Origin of the sequence: Nocardia sp. NPDC004068 (assembly GCF_042874315.1) — a bacterium.
GTDB lineage: Bacteria > Actinomycetota > Actinomycetes > Mycobacteriales > Mycobacteriaceae > Nocardia.
The window spans coordinates 17,430-33,687 of the sequence record NZ_JBIAMW010000008.1; the positions used below are offsets into that span (position 1 = coordinate 17,430).

Annotated in this window: 16 protein-coding genes; 5 read left to right on the forward strand and 11 right to left on the reverse strand. The window is 70.4% G+C overall.

Features of this window, described 5'->3' with window-relative positions:
* Positions 1 to 13: 13 nt before the first annotated feature.
* Both ACFYTQ_RS20800 and ACFYTQ_RS20805 read right to left on the reverse strand, forming a co-directional pair.
* Positions 14 to 1,636, reverse strand: coding sequence for a bifunctional 3'-5' exonuclease/DNA polymerase (locus ACFYTQ_RS20800; RefSeq protein WP_387363162.1), 1,623 nt, complete (start codon positions 1,634 to 1,636; stop codon positions 14 to 16).
* Between the two features lie 175 nt (positions 1,637 to 1,811).
* Complete coding sequence (locus ACFYTQ_RS20805; RefSeq protein ID WP_387363165.1) at positions 1,812 to 2,372, reverse strand: TetR/AcrR family transcriptional regulator; 561 nt, start codon at positions 2,370 to 2,372, stop codon at positions 1,812 to 1,814.
* Between the two features lie 139 nt (positions 2,373 to 2,511).
* On the opposite strand from ACFYTQ_RS20805, the gene ACFYTQ_RS20810 reads away from it, so the two are divergent.
* Positions 2,512 to 3,984, forward strand: a complete 1,473-nt coding sequence (locus ACFYTQ_RS20810; RefSeq protein WP_387363168.1) for an MFS transporter — start codon at positions 2,512 to 2,514, stop codon at positions 3,982 to 3,984.
* A gap of 246 nt (positions 3,985 to 4,230) precedes the next feature.
* Here ACFYTQ_RS20810 and ACFYTQ_RS20815 read toward each other — a convergent pair whose 3' ends face one another.
* The 6 genes from ACFYTQ_RS20815 to ACFYTQ_RS20840 form a co-directional block, all read right to left on the reverse strand.
* Positions 4,231 to 5,145 carry an anti-sigma factor RsbA family regulatory protein gene (locus tag ACFYTQ_RS20815; RefSeq protein ID WP_387363171.1) on the reverse strand — a complete coding sequence of 305 codons (915 nt, stop codon included), beginning with the start codon at positions 5,143 to 5,145 and terminating at the stop codon, positions 4,231 to 4,233.
* Positions 5,142 to 5,978, reverse strand: a complete 837-nt coding sequence (locus ACFYTQ_RS20820) for an MEDS domain-containing protein (RefSeq protein WP_387363173.1) — start codon at positions 5,976 to 5,978, stop codon at positions 5,142 to 5,144. The genes ACFYTQ_RS20815 and ACFYTQ_RS20820 overlap by 4 nt, the downstream gene beginning before the upstream one ends.
* 32 nt (positions 5,979 to 6,010) lie before the next feature.
* Positions 6,011 to 6,337: a plasmid stabilization protein gene (locus ACFYTQ_RS20825; RefSeq protein ID WP_387363175.1), complete on the reverse strand. Its 327-nt coding sequence runs from the start codon at positions 6,335 to 6,337 to the stop codon at positions 6,011 to 6,013.
* A gap of 1 nt (position 6,338) precedes the next feature.
* On the reverse strand, positions 6,339 to 8,531 hold the full coding sequence (locus ACFYTQ_RS20830; protein ID WP_387363178.1) for a glycogen debranching N-terminal domain-containing protein: 2,193 nt from the start codon (positions 8,529 to 8,531) through the stop codon (positions 6,339 to 6,341).
* Between the two features lie 103 nt (positions 8,532 to 8,634).
* On the reverse strand, positions 8,635 to 9,270 hold the full coding sequence (locus ACFYTQ_RS20835) for a TetR/AcrR family transcriptional regulator (protein WP_387363181.1): 636 nt from the start codon (positions 9,268 to 9,270) through the stop codon (positions 8,635 to 8,637).
* Positions 9,267 to 10,520: a glycosyltransferase 87 family protein gene (locus ACFYTQ_RS20840; RefSeq protein WP_387363184.1), complete on the reverse strand. Its 1,254-nt coding sequence runs from the start codon at positions 10,518 to 10,520 to the stop codon at positions 9,267 to 9,269. Before ACFYTQ_RS20840 ends, ACFYTQ_RS20835 begins: the two co-directional genes overlap by 4 nt.
* A gap of 93 nt (positions 10,521 to 10,613) precedes the next feature.
* Here ACFYTQ_RS20840 and ACFYTQ_RS20845 point away from each other — a divergent pair, with 93 nt between their 5' ends.
* Positions 10,614 to 11,495 carry an SGNH/GDSL hydrolase family protein gene (locus ACFYTQ_RS20845; protein WP_387363186.1) on the forward strand — a complete coding sequence of 294 codons (882 nt, stop codon included), beginning with the start codon at positions 10,614 to 10,616 and terminating at the stop codon, positions 11,493 to 11,495.
* Between the two features lie 46 nt (positions 11,496 to 11,541).
* Here the strand turns inward: ACFYTQ_RS20845 and ACFYTQ_RS20850 are convergent, their stop codons facing one another.
* The gene (locus tag ACFYTQ_RS20850) at positions 11,542 to 12,483 is read right to left on the reverse strand and encodes an SDR family NAD(P)-dependent oxidoreductase (protein WP_387363189.1); all 942 of its coding nucleotides are present in this window, start codon (positions 12,481 to 12,483) and stop codon (positions 11,542 to 11,544) included.
* A 102-nt stretch (positions 12,484 to 12,585) separates the two neighbouring features.
* Here ACFYTQ_RS20850 and ACFYTQ_RS20855 point away from each other — a divergent pair, with 102 nt between their 5' ends.
* Positions 12,586 to 13,431 carry a helix-turn-helix transcriptional regulator gene (locus ACFYTQ_RS20855; RefSeq protein ID WP_387363192.1) on the forward strand — a complete coding sequence of 282 codons (846 nt, stop codon included), beginning with the start codon at positions 12,586 to 12,588 and terminating at the stop codon, positions 13,429 to 13,431.
* On the opposite strand, the gene ACFYTQ_RS20860 is transcribed toward ACFYTQ_RS20855, so the two are convergent.
* Positions 13,413 to 13,913: a DUF2306 domain-containing protein gene (locus ACFYTQ_RS20860; RefSeq protein ID WP_387363195.1), complete on the reverse strand. Its 501-nt coding sequence runs from the start codon at positions 13,911 to 13,913 to the stop codon at positions 13,413 to 13,415. The genes ACFYTQ_RS20855 and ACFYTQ_RS20860 overlap by 19 nt on opposite strands.
* A 286-nt stretch (positions 13,914 to 14,199) precedes the next feature.
* Between ACFYTQ_RS20860 and ACFYTQ_RS20865 the strand changes: the two genes are divergently transcribed.
* The gene (locus ACFYTQ_RS20865; RefSeq protein ID WP_387363198.1) at positions 14,200 to 14,925 is read left to right on the forward strand and encodes a TetR/AcrR family transcriptional regulator; all 726 of its coding nucleotides are present in this window, start codon (positions 14,200 to 14,202) and stop codon (positions 14,923 to 14,925) included.
* A gap of 28 nt (positions 14,926 to 14,953) precedes the next feature.
* Positions 14,954 to 15,763: an NAD(P)H-binding protein gene (locus ACFYTQ_RS20870; RefSeq protein WP_387363201.1), complete on the forward strand. Its 810-nt coding sequence runs from the start codon at positions 14,954 to 14,956 to the stop codon at positions 15,761 to 15,763.
* Here ACFYTQ_RS20870 and ACFYTQ_RS20875 read toward each other — a convergent pair.
* Positions 15,723 to 16,226, reverse strand: a complete 504-nt coding sequence (locus tag ACFYTQ_RS20875; protein WP_387364221.1) for a dephospho-CoA kinase — start codon at positions 16,224 to 16,226, stop codon at positions 15,723 to 15,725. The two genes, ACFYTQ_RS20870 and ACFYTQ_RS20875, sit on opposite strands and share 41 nt — an antisense overlap.
* Between the last annotated feature and the right edge of the window lie 32 nt (positions 16,227 to 16,258).

Consider the following 16,258-nt stretch of genomic DNA (forward strand, 5'->3'; position numbering starts at 1 on the left):
GTGGCCGCACACATCACTTGGCGTCCCAATAGCATTCGACCACCGCCGTGGTGAACGGGAACCGCACCGGCGTCGGCCCGAACGTGAGCCGCCCCGCCGCCTCCGCCGCGGTCGTGACGGCCGCCGCGACGGTCTCGGCCTCCTCGGCCGGGCAGTGCACGATCACCTCGTCGTGCTGGAAGAACACCAGTTCGGCCCGCGACCCGGCCCTAAAGATCAACTGCCGCAATGTCGCCAGCAACGACAGCGCCCAATCGGCCGCACTGCCCTGGACCACGAAGTTGCGGGTGAACCGCCCTCGCGCCCGCGCCGCGGCGGCGGCGAGCTCCCCGTCCACCGGCGGACAGGTGCGCCCCAGCCAGGTGCGGACGAGACGGCCCTCCTCGCCCGCGCGGGCCGCGTCGTCGACGTAGGCCACCGCGGCCGGATAGCGGCGGCGCAGTTCGGCGAGGTGTTTCAGCGCGTCGCCGGAGGTCTGTCCGTACATCGCGCCCAGCATCGCGATCTTGGCCTGATCGCGGTCGCCGTCGAAGTCGCGCGCCGCCAGGTCCGCGTACAGATCCTCCCCGCGCCCGGCCACCTCCATCAGACCGCGATCGCGTGAGATCGCCGCCAGCACACGGGGTTCCATCTGGTCGGCGTCGGCGACCACCAGCCGCCACCCGGGATCGGCGCGCACCGCCTGCCGGATGATCTTCGGAATTTGCAGCGCCCCACCGCCGTTGGTGGTCCAGCGGCCCGAAACCGTTCCGCCGGGCAGATATTCGGGCCGGAAGCGGCCGTCGTGCACCCACTGATCCAGCCAGGACCAGCCGTGCGCGGTGTAGAGCCGATACAACGTCTTGTAGGCCAGCAGCGGTTCCACCGCCGGATGCTCGACCCGTTGCAGCTCCCATTTGCGGGTGGAGGACAACAGGATTCCCGCCCGCCCGAACGCCTTGATGATCTCCTGGGGCAGATCGGGCCGCACCCGCGCGCCGAAGGCCCGCGACACCTCCTCGGCCAGCTCCGCCATCCGCCGCGGTTCCATACCGCCCGGAAAGCGTTCGCCCAGTAGGGAATCCAGCAGCTCGCGATGGATGTCGGCGCGCCACGGGATGCCGGTGCGCGACATCTCGGTCGCGACCAGCATTCCCGCCGATTCGGCCGCCAGCAGCAGCCGCATCCGCTCCGGATGTTCGGTCCGCGCGGTCCGCGCCAGCTGCCCGGCGTAGACCTCGAGCAGCGCGTCCAGTTCGTCGGTGCCCGTGGGCAGCGGCACCGGGCCGGATTCGAACAGCGACGGCTGGGTCTGCGCCGCGCGGGCGGGTCCGTCGGCCGGGACCGGAAGTCCGTGCAGCCGAGCCCAACTCGCCGCCAGCGACCGCGCCTGGCCCGACTGCCCCTCCTCGTGCCCGATCAGCAGCGCCTCCGCGGCCTCCACGTCGTAGCAGCGCTCGACCCGTACCCCCGCGGCCAGCAGCCGCCGATAGATCGCACTCGTCGACCGCCACACCCACCGCTCGACCTCCGGCCGCGCCCGCACCGCCTCGACGAGCGAGGGCTCGACCACCACCGGCCCCGCGGCTCGCCCGTCGGCGTCGACCGGGCACAGCCGCGCCCCGCCGTCGCCGGTCTCGGCCAGTGCACATCGCATGGGCACGAGTCTGGCATCGACCACCGACAACCAGCGCCGACCCGCCGCCGGTGCTCTTCCCGCGGCATCCCGACCCTGAGGTTTCGCAACGCGACCATCAGGTCGCCGACCCGTGGCCGGGATGGTCGGTCATCACGTCCAGCTCGGCCGAGATGTCGAGCCGGGCCCGAACATCTCACACCTGACGCAGAAAGTCCTCCGCCAGCGTGCGCGCGTCGAGCCCGGCGGGGTCACGGCCGCTCAATACCCAGAAGAAGGTGGGCCCGATCAGCAACGCCGTGGCCCGCTCGATCGGCATACGCGAATCCGGAAGGGCCCGTTCGATGACCACGCGCGCGCTGTCGCCGAGAATGTCCTTGCCCGCGAGCAATTCCGCGACCGCCGGATCGTGCTGGGCCTCCCCGAGCAGCGCGCGGTACGCAGCCCCGGCCGGTGACCGCCACAGGAAGCGGACCAGCGCCTCCAGGTAGGCGGTGAGATCGTCGAGGGGCGACCCCGCGGGTTCGATCGCCAACTCCTGCTCGGCGTCGGCCGCACCGGCCTCGAACAGGATCTCCGCCTTGGTCGACCACCAGCGGTACACCGTCTGCCGTCCGACCCCGGCCCGTTCGGCGATGCCCTTCATCGTCATTGCCGCGTAACCGATCTCGACCAGCAGGTCGTCGACCGCCTGCAACACCGCCACCCGCGCCTGTTCGCTGCGGGGGCGGCCCACTCGACCGCGCGCGTCGTCCACGTCACAACTATAGCGAGACACCGTGACTCGTTATATGCTCTCGTTTCGAGACACTATGACTCGTATTTCTGAGGAGGTCACATCGATGCGTGTATTCGAAAACCGTCTTTCGGCGAGATCGCGGCGGGAGCGTACGCCGATGCGTGAGCCGGTCGGGTCCCCGCCGCGCTCCGGATCGGTTCTCGCGTGCGTGTGTGCGTGTACGGCCCTGGTCGTGGGTTTGGTGGCGGCGATCAATCTGGCGGTGCCGATGGTCGCGGCGAGCGGGTTGCGGCCGAGCGGGGCGCAGCTGTTGTGGATCGTGGACGCCTATATCGTCGTCTTCGCGTGCCTGGTGATTCCGGGTGGCGCGGCGGGGGACCGGTTCGGGCGCAAGGGCGCGCTGCTGGCCGGTCTGCTGACTTTCGCTGCGGGAGCGGCGGTTTCGGCCCTCGCACCGAATGTCGTGCTCCTGCTGGCGGGGCGGGCGATCACCGGTGTGGGAGCGGCGCTGGTTCTGCCGAACGCCCTGGGTGTGCTCGTGCACGCGACCGCGCCCGAGGGTCGGGGCCGCGCGCTGGCGGTCTGGGCCGCGATGACCGGGATCGGCGGATTACTCGGAAACGTCGGTGGCGCAACGGTTCTCAGCGCCGGGTCGTGGCGGGGGCTGTTCGCGGCGATCGTCCCGATCGCCCTGGGTTGCGCGCTGTGGGTGGGTCTGGTCGCGCCGCGCAGTGCCCGGCATTACCGCCGACTCGATCCGGTGGGCACGGTGCTGTTCGTGGCGGCCACGGTGGCGCTGCTGGTCGGCATCATCGAGGGTCCCGAACGGGGCTGGGGCAGCGGTGTCGTGCTCGGCGCGTTCGCGTGCTGCGGTGTGCTCGGGGCGCTGTGGGTGGCGGTCGAAATCCGTTCGCCCGCACCGTTGCTCGATCCGCGGCTGTTCCGGATCCCACTGCTCGCCAGCGCGTGCCTGGGCATGCTGGTAACGTTCTTCGGCAGCTTCGGCCTGTTCTATCTCAATGCCTCGCTGTTGCAGTACGGCCGCGGCTATCCGGTCCTGCTGACCGGGCTCGGGGTGCTTCCGCTGTCGTTGCCGCTGCTGGCCGGGTCGCGCTACGTTCCGGGACTGGTGCGGCGGATCGGGGTCCCGGCGACGCTGGGCGCGGCCTTCCTGGCCACCGGCCTGGGCCTGTTCGGCCTGTCCACGGCCGCGCGCCAGCCCTACCCCGCCTACGCGGCCTGGCTGGTGGTGATCGGCATCGGCATCACGCTGGCGCTGCCCTGCCTGACCGCCGAACTCACCGCGGCCCTGCCGGTCGAGCGGGCCGGGGTGGCGGGCGGATTGCAGTCGGCCACAAGGGAATTGGGCAGCGCGTTGGGCGTCGCCGTCGTGGGCACCGTGCTGACCGCGACGTTCACCCGGCGACTGCCGATGATCTCGGGCCACACTCCGCGCACGGTGGCGCAGGCGCTCACGGTGGCCCCGGACCGCGGGGCCGCGATCGTCGACGCCTTCACCGACGGGGCGGTCTCCGCGTTGCGGGTGGCGGCGTTGGTCACGGTGACGGCGGGCGCTGTGGTCGTGGCCGTGGTGGTGCGGAAGGACCCCTCGGCTCGGGGACCGCGCTAGCCTCCGGGCGTCGGCGCCGCCGCGGGCGCTGATGCGGCGGCGCCGACTATCCGAGATCGCCCCAGGCTGAATTGGGGCGAGTACGAGCCGAAGGGACGGCCCGTGTGTTAGCACGGTAGTCCAAAAGCGGGCCGAGAATGTTGTGATACGCCCCAATTGGGGGGTGATGATTGTTACTCGGGGTAACAGGGCTGGTGAGGGCGGTGTGGCGGCGGAACCCGACCGGGAGTCGGTTGTCGCCCCGCGTCAGTCCGCGAGGCGGAGCAGGGCGTAGTGGGTGGTGCCCTCGGGGCTCGAGTAGGTGCGGAACAGGTCGGCGAGCCGATGGACCAGGAGCAGGCCGCGTCCGCCGAACTGGCCGGGCTGCGGTGGGTGGCGGCCGGCGAGGGGGTCGGTGATGTGGCCCGGGTCGCGGGTCTCGCAGACCAGGTAGTCGCCCTCGCGGCGCAGGCGGAGTTCGCAGTGGCCGTCGGTGTGTTCGAGGCTGTTGGTCGCCAGTTCGGTGACGATGAGTTCGAGATCGGGTACGCGGCGCGGCGACAGGCCCAGTCCCAGGGCGCGGTCCGCCGCCGTGTGCCGGGCGCGGGCCACGTCGGCCGGGGCGGCCACGACCAGGTCCGGCAGGTCGTCGAAGGCGAACAGTCGCTGGTTGTACCGGTCGACGACGGCGTCGGGCTCGTAGTCCGGGCTGTCGTAGCGCCGCCCGGCCGCCCAGATCTCGGGATGGGTCCGGCGGGCGTCGGCGACCGCGACGTCGTCGAGAGTCGTTGTGTCGTAAGGGCATACGATCGTCACGTCGCGTTCCACGAAGGCGAAGTTGATCAGCGCCTCGTGCTGCGCGCACGCCGGATACTCCCATTCGTCGCGCCCGGCCCAGATCGGCTCGCCCACGATCCGCACGTGCCGATCGGGGTGGGCGTCGGCGAATTCGCGCAGCACCCCGGCGATGATCCGTCCCGGATTGCGTCCGGCCTCGCGCATATCGATCAGGGTGATGTCGTCGGCGGCATTGCCCAGCGCCGAGCGCAGCAGCCGGAGTCGATCGCCCGGCACCGCCGCGGCGGCGGGCCCGTCGCCCTCGGTCAGGAACGGCACGAGCCCGTCCAGGTACTCCTCGTCCGACCCGTAGAAGAGTGCGGGATGCACGAATGTCGGGGTCATGCTACTTCCTCCACCTGCACGTCCATCTCCAACACGTCCACCAGCCGCGCCGCGCCGGGCCAGCCGGTCCGCAACACCAGGCGGGCGTCCCGCGCGGCGGCGTACTCGGCGAGTCGGAGCAGGCTGTGGTGGTCGAGGAACCGCAGGTTCGTCGCGTCGATCGTCAACCGGCCGTCCTCGGGTGCGGGCGCGGCCTGCCGCAGCACGGTGGGGAACAGCGTGCGGCTGAGCGTATCCAGTTCGCCGCCGAGCGCGGCGGAATGCGCGGCGGCGCCGAACAAGCGAAATCCGAAGGCCGCGTTGGCATTCGGATGCTGACAGGCGAGCTGGGTCAGGGTCGACTCGGGCAGCTCCGCGCTGTGGTAGGCGCACATCGCCGAGAACGGCCGGGTCGCCATGTAGCGATCCACCAGCCACTCGTACCGCGCGAACGCCGCGAGCTGGGCGGGCGTGCGCACCAACGAGGTGGCGTCCGCGGCGATCCGCAATCCGGTGTACCCGGCGGCCAGCGCGGCCTCGGTCGCCTCGGCGTAGACGCGCACCTGGGCCTCGGGATCGACCGAATGTCCGGCGGGATAGACCTCCTCGACCGAGACAACGCGGGCCCGGCCGTCGCGCAGCGCGTCGGCCCACCCGTCGAGTTCGCCGAGGTGCCCGGCCAATTCGGCCGCGTCGCCCGCGGCCACGTACCAGACCAGGGCGCCGAGCCGCAGCCCGTCGGCGAGGAATTCGCGGGCCCGGAGCCGGAACTCGTCGGGCCGTTCGAAGCTCCAGCAGACGTGATCGTGTGACCCCAACCCCCGCGCATGGTGGACCAGCCCGGACCTTCGCACGAGGCCGAGTGTAGCCCGCCCGGTTTCGGGGCCTACTTACCCAGGGCTTTTTGCAGCTGGCCCTTGGTCATCCGGGACCGGCCCTTGATGCCGCGCTGGCGCGCCTCGTTGTAGAGCTGGTCGCGCGTCGGGCCCTTGGGCCGATTGGTGCCCGAGCGCTGGCCGCCGCGGCTCTGCGGGGACTTGTCCTGCGTGGACGAGCGGCTGGCGGTGCGGGACTGACCGGACTGGGCGCGGTTCTTGTTGACCGTGCGGGCCGCGATCTCCTTCGCCCGGCCGCTGCTCGCCCCGCGGTCGCGGGCCGAATCCTTGACGTGCTCGTACTGGCGCTCCTGCTTCGCCGTCCATTCCTTCGGCATGTCACACCTCCTGTGCGCGACATACCCCTTCACCCTCGGCCGAATCCATCGGTGCGACGCTGACCGGATGCCGCCCGGTCCAATCGGTGAGCGTCCAGTCGGCGGGCAGGCCGTGCACACGACCGTCGGTGCCCTCGGCCTCGATGGTCACCGAGACCGGTCCGAGGCGCAGATCGGCCAGCACCATATTGCCCCAGCGCTCGGGAAGGCAAGGGGCCAAGGCGATTTCGCGGCCGGGGACGTTCGGTTCGAGGCCCAGGAACGACCGGACCAGCAGCAGCGGCGTGGCCGACGCCCACGCCTGCGGGGAGCAGGACGTGGGATAGGGCACGGGCGTGCGGAACTGATCACGCGGGAAACCACAGAACAACTCGGGCAGCCGGCCGTCGAAGGCGAGCGCCGCGTCGATCAATCCCTCGGCCAGCCGTTCGGCCAGTTCGATCGCGCCGGGCAGATGCCGGTAGCGCAGCAGCCCGGCGACGCCGATCGCGGTGTCGTGCGGCCAGATCGAACCGTTGTGGTAGCTCATCGGGTTGTAGGCGCCCATGTTCGCGGCGAGGGTGCGCAGGCCGAAGCCGTCGCTCATGGCGGGGGAGGACAGTTGCTCGATGAGTTGCGCGGCGCGGTCGTCGGGCACGATGCCCGTCCACAGGCAGTGCGCCACATTGCTGGTGAGCGAGTCGACGCGGCGCTTGCGGTGATCGAGAGCCAGTGCGTACCAACCGGATTCGGGGATCCAGAACGCCTCGTCGAACTGCTTGCGCAACTGCTGGGCCTGGTCGCGTAGCCGCTCGGCGGTGTCGGTGTCGCCGCGCGCCTCGGCCATCGCGGCCCGCGCCATGCGCGCGGCGTAGACGTAACCCTGCACCTCGCACAGCGCGATCGGCGCCTCGGCCAGATGACCGGACACGTCGTTGATGGCGTCGAAGCTGTCCTTCCAGCCCTGGTTGGCCAGCCCGCGATCGGTCTTGCGCTGGTATTCGACGAACCCGTCGCCGTCGCAGTCGCCGAAGTGGTCGATCCACGACAACGCGGCGTCGGCGGCGGGCAGCAGTTCCTCGACGGCGCCGTCCGCGCCCCAGCGGCGGCACTGGTCGAGCAGCATCACGAAAAGCGGTGTGGCGTCGACGGTTCCGTAGTAGACGCTGCCGCCGAGCACCCGGTCCCCGGCCGGGCCGCGGCGCATCTCGTGCATGATGCGGCCCGGTTCCTCCTCGGTGAGCGGATCGACCGTGCGGCCCTGCAATTCGGCCAGCTGCCGCAGCGTGCCGACGGCCAGATCGCTGTCCAGCAGCAGCGCCATCCACGAGGTGAGCAGGCTGTCGCGGCCGAACAGGGTCATGAACCAGGGCGCGCCCGCGGCCACGTACGCCGGGGGGCCGTCGCCGTCCTCGTCGCCGCGCGGCGTGCCCTCGATGCGCAGCGCGCCCAGATCGCTCTCGGTGTGCCGCAGCACGTGGGTGAATCCGGCGTCGGAGGCGGTCAGATTGGTCGACGAGGCGCGCCACGCCTTCATCCGCCGCGCCGGGTTGTCCTCCTCGGTGATCGACATGCGGACCGGATGATGGTTGACGACGGGCTGGGCCAGCAGCGTGGTCTTCCACTCGCCGTGCGCGGGGACCAGGGCCCGCCAGGTGATCGCGCCCGGCAGCACCTGCGGCTGTCCGGTCGCGGTGAGCAGCAGGCCGCGGCCGTTGTCGTTGTGATCGGACAGCCGCAGCTGCTCGCCGACCACCACGGCGTCGGCGCTGCCCAGATGCGTGCGCCCCTCCTTCACCGCGAACAGGTCGGCGAAGTCGGCGTCGGCGTGCACGGTGATGGTGAGCGCGGTGTCCTCGTTGCCGAGGTTGTGCACGGTGAGGATCTCGGTCAGACCCTCGCCGATGAGTCGGCGCCGCTCGATCATGACGGTGCTGTCGGCGAGTCCCGCCCGCGGCGGCTTGCGCAGCACGAACCGCACCTTGAACGCCTCGGCCGCCTGCACGGTCAACGGTTCCAGCGGATGCCCGTCCACCCGCACCTCCCATCGCGAGAGCACCCGGGTGTCCCGGTAGTACAGCCCCTGCGGTCCGCCCGGCCGAATGTCCCCCAGCTGATCGGACAGACAGAACGTGCTGGCCTCGACCAGCGTGATGGTCGGCTGCCCGCCCACCCCGATGGGCGGTCCGGCATTGAAGATCCGCGGCGCGGTCATGACGCCCACCGCCTCGTCCGGCCACCACCGTGGGACAAGGTACTGCTCATCGCATTTCCTCCTGCCGAACGCGTGCGGGAAACCGATAGCAAATTGATCTTACTTATAGTCCATGATGGGGGCGGGTCTGTCGAGGAGCCGGGCGCAGGAGTTCGTCCACCCCGCGGCGGAGCAGCCGGACGCTGGTTCGGTCGTCCAGGCGCAGGGCGATGTTCGTGGCGTTGAGCATGCTGTCGAGCTGAACGGCGGCCAGCTCGGGGTCGGTGTCGTCGAGTTCGCCTGCGGCCGTGGCCTTTTCGAGGTGGTGGCGGAGCAGGGTCAGCCATTGGTCGCGCCGGTGGACCAGGGCGTCGCGGACCGGGCCGGGGTGGGAGTCGAATTCGGCGAGGGTGGCGGTCCAGAAGCAGCCGCCGGGGAAGACCGGGCGTTCGGCGTAGCCGAGCCAGTTCTCGATGAGGGCGCGCAGGTGGGCGAGGCCGGGCGGGAGGTCGCGGGCGGGAGTGACGACCTCGTCGAGGAAGACGGCGCGGGCGGTCTCGATGGTGGCCAGTTGCAGCTGTTCCTTGGTGCGGAACAGGGTCTGGATGCCCGCCTTGCTGATGCCGAGATCGTCGGCGAGGCGGCCGAAGCTCACGCCGTCGAGTCCGTCCACCGACGCGATCTCGGCCGCGCGGCGGGTGATCGCCAGGCGGGAGCGGGCCCCGCGCAGCAGGCGGCGATCGGCGGTCCCGTCGCTCACGTGCGGGCGGGGTCCGGTTCCGGTGCGGAGGCGGCGCGGCGCGTGCCGAAGACGAACAGGGCCACCAGCAGCACGCTCAACCAGACGTAGGTGTCACCGACGAGGTGTTGCCATGGCGTCCAATCGAATTCGCGGTTGTTGTCGCCGGGTTCCCAGTTCTGCGGGCCGATGACGAAGACGGTCGCGGTCGCGGCCAGGACCGCGAACCACGGCAGCGCCGACCGCGGCGGACGCCGCGCGGCCACGCCGACACCGGCCAGCAGCGCCGGGGCGATCCACACCCAGTGATGCGACCACGAGATCGGCGAGACCAGCAGCGTGAAGATCGCGTTGAACGCCAGCATCAGCGCCGGCTCGTCGTGGGCGCGGCGCATGGCCGTCACGACCAGCGCCAGCACGATCGCCGACAACAGCAGCCACAGCGCGGTGAACGCGGGTTCGGGCACCCGGAAACGCGACAGCACGCCCTGGATCGACTGGTTGGTGTGGAAGGCCGAACCGCTCAGCCCGGAGACATTGCCCATGCCGCCGAACCAGTACCGCGCGGATTCGTGCGGCATGACCGCGAAGGCCAGCAGCGTCGCGGCGGCCCCGGTGAGCGCGGCGGTGAGCGCGGACCGGTAGTCCTTGCGGACCAGGAAGTAGATGACGAACGCGGCCGGGGTCAGTTTGATCGCGGCCGCGATGCCGATGAGCATGCCGCGCCGCCACTTCGGGCGCTGTGCCAGGCAGTCGGCGGCCACCAGGACCATGAGCAGCAGGTTGACCTGGCCGAAGTCGAGCGTGGAGTGTACGGGTTCGAGCAGCATTCCCAACGGGATCGCGCAGGCCGTCGCCCACAGCACGAGTTCGGTGTTGCCCCGCCACATCCGCCGGGCGACCAGATAGAGCGTCACCGCGAGGGCCAGCGTCGAGACCACGAAGAACGCGATATTCGCCGGATGCCAGGCCAGCATCGCGAACGGGCCCAGGGCCAGTGCGGCGAACGGGGGATAGATGAACGGCAGGCTGATGCCGATCGTCGTCTTGGGCAGCGAGCCGTACATGTCACCGCCGTGCCACCACGCCTGCACCCCGAGGCGATAGACCTGGAGATCGATGAATTCGCGGCTGATGGCGGTCAGCGGATAGCTGGGATGGGTCAACCAGTAGACCGCGACCACGACCAGCAGCGGCGGAATCAGCCACAGCGGACGGCGCAGAGAGCGGGCCGGAGACTTCGTCGGAGCGGGGGCGGACACACTAACCATCCAGGACGAGACTACCGGTCATCGGTACGCCGGGTATGCTCGGGCCGCAAGGCGGTCCGGTTTCGTGCGATTTTCCGGGGGAGGAGTTCGTCGGTGTTCAAGACCCGGCTGCTGTCCTCGGTCGCCGCGTCGGCGGCCGTCGTGAGCGTGCTCGCGGGTCCGGCGCACGCCGAGGGAGCGTTCGAAGAGTATGTGGCCCTCGGTGATTCGTGGGCCGCGGATTTCACGCTGAGCCAGGGCACCGCCGAATACGCCCCGCTCGGATGCGGTCAGAGCCGCCACAACTACCCGAAGCAGATCGCGGCGACATTGCATGTGGCGCGTTTCCAGGACGCCTCGTGCGAGGGCGCGACGACGAACGAGCTCACCTCGGCGCAGACCACGCGTGACGGCACGAACGCGCCCCAGTTCGATCGGCTCACTCCCGCAACGGATCTGGTGACCCTCGAGATCGGCGGCGACGACGCGCACCTGGCCTCGACCGTCGAGCGCTGCCTCACCGTGAATCCGCGCGCGACGCCCTGCCAGGACGCGCTCGTGGTCGACGGCGTCGATCAGATGTCGGCGAATATCGCCGCGGCCGAACCCAAGGTCGTCGACGCGATCGCCGGGATCAAGGCGCGTTCGCCGCGCGCCCGCATCCTCCTGATCGACTACTTCCGCGGCGCCCCGACCGAGGGCGGCTGCTTCCCGGTCATCCCGATCTCCGACAGCGACGCGGCCTGGCTGGGCCGCAAGCTCATCGAACTCGATCGGATGCTGGCACGGGTCGCCTCGAGTACGGGAGTCGATTTCGTCGACACCTACTCCGGCAGCTTCGGTCACGACGCCTGCCAGCCGCCCGGAGTCCGCTGGGTGGAGGGCCTGATCCCGCTGTCGATCAACCCGCCCGGCCTCGCGGTCCCCTTCCACCCCAACCAACTCGGCGCGGACCACCAGACCCGCACGGTGCTCGGGTACCTGTCGGGGGCGTAACCGCGGCACCCGGCGGTGTTCGAACCCGCACGAGGGAGGTGGTGCCCTACGGGGAGCTGGGGGAGTGAGACCGATGGCGCAGCAGTTCGGCGGTCGCCTCCCACAGGCGGCGTTCGCGTTCGCGGTCGGTGGCGATCGGATGTGGCTCGGCGACAACGGATTTCACGACGAAGGCGCCGTCGCGTAGGTGGGCCCAGCGGTCGTCGAGGGCGAGGGCGGCGAGGAGGGGACCCGAGCGTTGCGGGGTGGAGACGCCGGGGACGCGGGCCAGCGCGCGACCGATCATCTGGGCGGGCTTCGGGGTCCCGCGGCTCAGGGCGGTGCCGGGCATCCAACCCGGTTCGAAGACGGTCACATTCACGCCGTCGGGGGCGTGGCGCTGGAGTTCGTGGGCGTAGTAGAGGACGGCCAGTTTGGCGTTGGAGTAGGCGGTGCCGGAGGCGGTCGCGCTCGGGGCGGTGGTGGCCGGGCGGGCGAGGTCGACGGGGTCGGCCCAGGCGGCCGGGGGGACGTGCAGGAGTTTGCGCCAGACGTTGGCGTGGTAGGTGTTCGAGCCGAGCAGCACGATGCGGGCGGGGGCGGTGAATTCGCCGAGCAGGTCGGCGATCAGCTGGGCGTGCGCGAGATAGTTGACGGCGAAGGTCGTCTCGTAGCCGTCGGGGGTGGCCCGGCGGGTGTCGGTGGAGATGATGCCCGCGTTGGCGATCAGGGCGTGCAGCGGTCGGACGGCGCCGGTGCCGAGCAGGTCGCGGGCGGTGGCCGCGGCAGCGCGGACGTCGGCGAGATTCGCCAGATCGCAGGGGATCTCGTGGACCGTCGCGCCGCGGTCTCGGGCCTCGGCGGCCACCGCGGTCAGATCGGATCCGGCGCGGCCGACGAGCAGCAGGTCGGGGCGTCGGTCGCGGGGACGGTCGGCCATGGCGAGGACGGTGTGGCGGCCGAGGTTGCGGGTGGGGCCGGTGATGAGGACTGTTCCGGGATCGGTCATGGAATCAGCGTGCGGCCGTGCTCGATCCGTGGGGAGTCGTCCGGTTTTCGTAGGACCGGCAGGGCCAGGACAGTCGCGGTGGGGCGTGAGCACACTGGGGTCATGGAAGCGTGGGAGTTCGGCCGGACGCTGCGCCGGTTGCGCGACCGGGTGCCGCCCGAGGCCGTGGGGGTTCCCGTGGGTCCGCGCCGCCGCGCCAGCGGACTGCGCCGCGAGGAACTCGCCGGGCTCGCGGGCATCTCCGCCGACTATCTGACCCGGCTCGAGCAGGGGCGCGCGACCGCGCCGTCCGCCCAGGTGGTGGAGTCGCTGGCCCGGGCGCTGCGGGCGCCGGACGGCGACCGCGATCTGCTGTACCGGCTGGCGGGTTTGGCCGCGCCCGGCCCGGATGTGGTGCCGTCACGGATCACCCCGAGCGTGCAGCGGCTGCTGGATCGGCTGTCGCACACGCCCGTGGTCGTGTACAACGCCGGGTGGACGCTGGTGCTGGCCAACGCGCCGTACGACGCGCTCATGGGCGATACCACGAGCTGGCGGGGGCTGGAGCGGAACGCCGTGTGGCGCAATGTGACTCGGATGCCGTCCCGGGTCGTGCACACGGCTCGGGAGCAGGCCGAGCACGAGGCCCGGCTCGTCGCGGATCTGCGGTTGACGGCGGCGCGCTATCCCGCCGATCGGTCGTTGCACCGATCGATCGCCGAGATGTCCTCGGGCAGTGCGCGATTCGCCGAACTGTGGGAGGCCGAGAACCCGACGCCCCCGGGTGATCCGGCGCGGCGCAAGACCATCGACCATCCGGCGGTCGGTCAAATCACCCTCGATTGCGACACGCTGATCGTCACCCAGGACGATCTGCGCGTCACCGTCTACACCGCCGAGCCCGGCACCGAGGACGCCGAGCGGCTGGAGCTCGCCATCGTGCTGGGGACTCAGGCGCTGACGCGCTGAGTGCGCAGGCCGCGTTCGATCCACCATTCGGCGATCAGGAGGCAGGTGGTCCAGCCGAGCCAGGTGCCGATTCCGGCGACGGTCTGGGTCATCAGTTTCTCGTCGCCGTGGAAGGTCGTCTCCAGCTGGGGATCGAAGATCACCACGAGGACGGCGGCCAGGACGCGATTGAGCATGATCGACAGGGTCAGGGCGAAGCTGCGGATCATCCAGCGCCGGTGTTCGGCGAAGCGCCGACGACGAGCCATGCGCCAGCCCGTCGCGGTGACGGTCAGCCACAGGGCGGCGAGCATGACATTGCTGACGCGGGCCACGGGCCCGAACGGGCTGGTCGCGCCGATGACCAAACCCGCGAGTCCGGCGGGGAGGACGCCCGCGAACACGTACCAGCGGCCCAACCGCCGATGCAGTGCGGGATACCTGCGGCGGAACCACGGCCAGACCTGGAAACCGCAGCTGAGAATGGCGATCGATCCGCACACGACGTGCAGGACGAGCAGCGGGTAGTGCGGGGCGAAACCGGGATCCGGGAGCGCGTCCGGTCCAGGGTCAGATAGGGCGGCAGGGAGAACGCGACGAACGCGACGGTGAGGACCAGCAGCGGTCCCACCCAGGGGCGTTGCCACCAGCGTCGGGTATTCGTCTGGGGCGCAGGGGGATTCGGGATTCTTGTCGGTGTCGCCATGAGTGCCATCCAGGTTCGTGGGATCTTCTGCGTATTGCATACGCATAGGCGTATGTTATACGCAATAGTGGTGAGGAGCGAGCATGAGCGATGAACTCCCTCGGGTCGCACGGCTGCTGTGGACGGGCAAGCAGCCCTCCGGCCGAGGTCCCCGGCCCGGACTGAGCCTGGAGCGCATCGTGGACGCGGCCGTCGCGATCGCGGACGGGGAGGGGATCGGCGCGCTATCGATGCAGCGGGTGGCGAGCGAGTTGGGTGCGGCGACGATGTCGCTGTATCGGCATGTGCCGGGCAAGGACGACCTCGTCGCGTTGATGCTCGACTCGACCATGTCCGTTCCGTTGGACCTGCCGTCCGGGAATTGGCGTGCGGCACTGGACCTTTGGGCCCGGCGGACGCGGGAGCTGTATCGCGATCATCCGTGGGTGCTCGGGGTCGGCTCGAGCAATCGGTGGATGGGGCCGAACGAGGCCGCGTGGGCAGAGGCGCCGATGGCGGTGCTCCTGGCGTCCGGATCGCCGCCCGGCGTCGCGATCGAGGCCGTCATGTCGGTGAACGCGTTCGTCGGCGGCGTGGCGCGGCTGGAGATCGATCCGGCGCTCGGGCGGGACGTGGGCGGGCATGTGGGTCCGGTGCTCGATCCGGAGATGATCCGCCGGTACGGGCGGGCGGAGCGGTACCCCGCCATGCTGGCGATGCTGAGCGACGCGCCGCAGGAGCCGAACGATTCGCGGTCGACGGCGGAGGCGGTTTTCGAGTTCGGGTTGGGGACGCTGCTGGACGGTATCGCCGGGCGGTTGGACGGCTGAATCGCCGGTGTCCTGGGAGGATCGACGCATGATTCTGGTTACGGGAGCGACCGGCAACGTCGGTGCGGAAGTGGTACGGGCCTTGTCCGGGGAACCGGTGCGGGCGGTGGTACGGAACCCGGAACGCGCCGCGCTGCCCGCGGGCGTGGAAGTCGTTGCGGGAGACCTGCGTTCACCCGACTCCCTGGATTTCTCGGGCGTCCGAGCGGCCTTCCTGCTCCCCGGATACCCCGGCCTCGCCCGCGCGGCGGCCGCCGCCGGCGTGGAGCACATCGTGCTGCTCTCCGGCGTCTCCGCCGGAACCGGCGACACCTCCAACGCCGTCACCCGCTACATGATGGCCTCCGAACAGGAGGTCACCGAAACCGACACGGCCTGGACCATCCTGCGCCCCTGCGCCTTCGCGTCGAACGCCCTGCGCTGGCTACCGCAGTTGCGTGCGGGCGACGTCGTGCGAGCTCCGTTCCCGGCGGTGCGCACGGCGGTGCTGGATCCGGAGGATCTCGGCGAGGTGGCGGCGGCGGTCCTGCGAAACGGCGACCATCGAGGCGAAATCCTCTGGCCCACAGGCCCGCAGGCCCTCACCCCGGCCGAACAGGTCGCCGTTCTGGCCAAGGTCACCGACCGCCCCTTGGTCTGCGAGGGCCTCAGCGACGACGTGGCGCGCACGGAGATGCTGCGAGACACTCCGGTCGAATACGTGGACGCCTTCTTCGACTTCTACGTCAACGGCGCGATCGACGAGTCCATCGTGCGTCCGACGGTCCAGGAGGTGCTGGGCCGGGCCCCGCACACGTTCAGGGAGTGGGCCGAGGCCCACGCCTCCGCCTTCCGTTAGGGATCCCGCTTATTTCGACCAGTCGACCGACAATATCGTCGAGATGCGCGGTGCTGGTATCGATCTCGACGGTCGCGGCAGCCCGGAGCATCGGCACCACCTCCGCCGTATCCGCGATGATCCGTTCACGCTCCTCGGCGGTCTTGCCGAACGGGTTGGATTCGCGGGCGGCGATGCGTTCGAGCATCACCTCGACGGGCGCGCTGAGCAGGACCACGTAGTCGAATCGTTCGTAGAACACGTATTGGTTCCATACGGTCCCCGCGACGAACAGCGCTTCCCCCGATCGCTCGTGCGCGGCGAGGAGGGCCGCGATTCGATCCTCCAGCCACCGGCGTTCGGTACCGTCCGGCTCGTCGATCCAGCCCCCGGAATCGGTGTCGACCGCGCGAAAACCACGCTCGGACAACGACTTCAGCACGGTGGATTTCCCCGTCCCGGACATCCCTGTCAGCAGGATCATCACCACCGGACGATCGTAACGACGTCCGAGGT

Coding starts and splice junctions, on each gene's coding strand:
- ACFYTQ_RS20800 (WP_387363162.1), bottom strand. CDS start 1,636: ATGCGATGTGCACTGGCCGAGACCGGCGACGGCGGGGCGCGGCTGTGC.
- ACFYTQ_RS20810 (WP_387363168.1), top strand. CDS start 2,512: ATGCGTGAGCCGGTCGGGTCCCCGCCGCGCTCCGGATCGGTTCTCGCG.
- ACFYTQ_RS20815 (WP_387363171.1), bottom strand. CDS start 5,145: ATGACCCCGACATTCGTGCATCCCGCACTCTTCTACGGGTCGGACGAG.
- ACFYTQ_RS20825 (WP_387363175.1), bottom strand. CDS start 6,337: ATGCCGAAGGAATGGACGGCGAAGCAGGAGCGCCAGTACGAGCACGTC.
- ACFYTQ_RS20830 (WP_387363178.1), bottom strand. CDS start 8,531: ATGACCGCGCCGCGGATCTTCAATGCCGGACCGCCCATCGGGGTGGGC.
- ACFYTQ_RS20840 (WP_387363184.1), bottom strand. CDS start 10,520: ATGGTTAGTGTGTCCGCCCCCGCTCCGACGAAGTCTCCGGCCCGCTCT.
- ACFYTQ_RS20850 (WP_387363189.1), bottom strand. CDS start 12,483: ATGACCGATCCCGGAACAGTCCTCATCACCGGCCCCACCCGCAACCTC.
- ACFYTQ_RS20855 (WP_387363192.1), top strand. CDS start 12,586: ATGGAAGCGTGGGAGTTCGGCCGGACGCTGCGCCGGTTGCGCGACCGG.
- ACFYTQ_RS20865 (WP_387363198.1), top strand. CDS start 14,200: ATGAGCGATGAACTCCCTCGGGTCGCACGGCTGCTGTGGACGGGCAAG.
- ACFYTQ_RS20870 (WP_387363201.1), top strand. CDS start 14,954: ATGATTCTGGTTACGGGAGCGACCGGCAACGTCGGTGCGGAAGTGGTA.
- ACFYTQ_RS20875 (WP_387364221.1), bottom strand. CDS start 16,226: ATGATCCTGCTGACAGGGATGTCCGGGACGGGGAAATCCACCGTGCTG.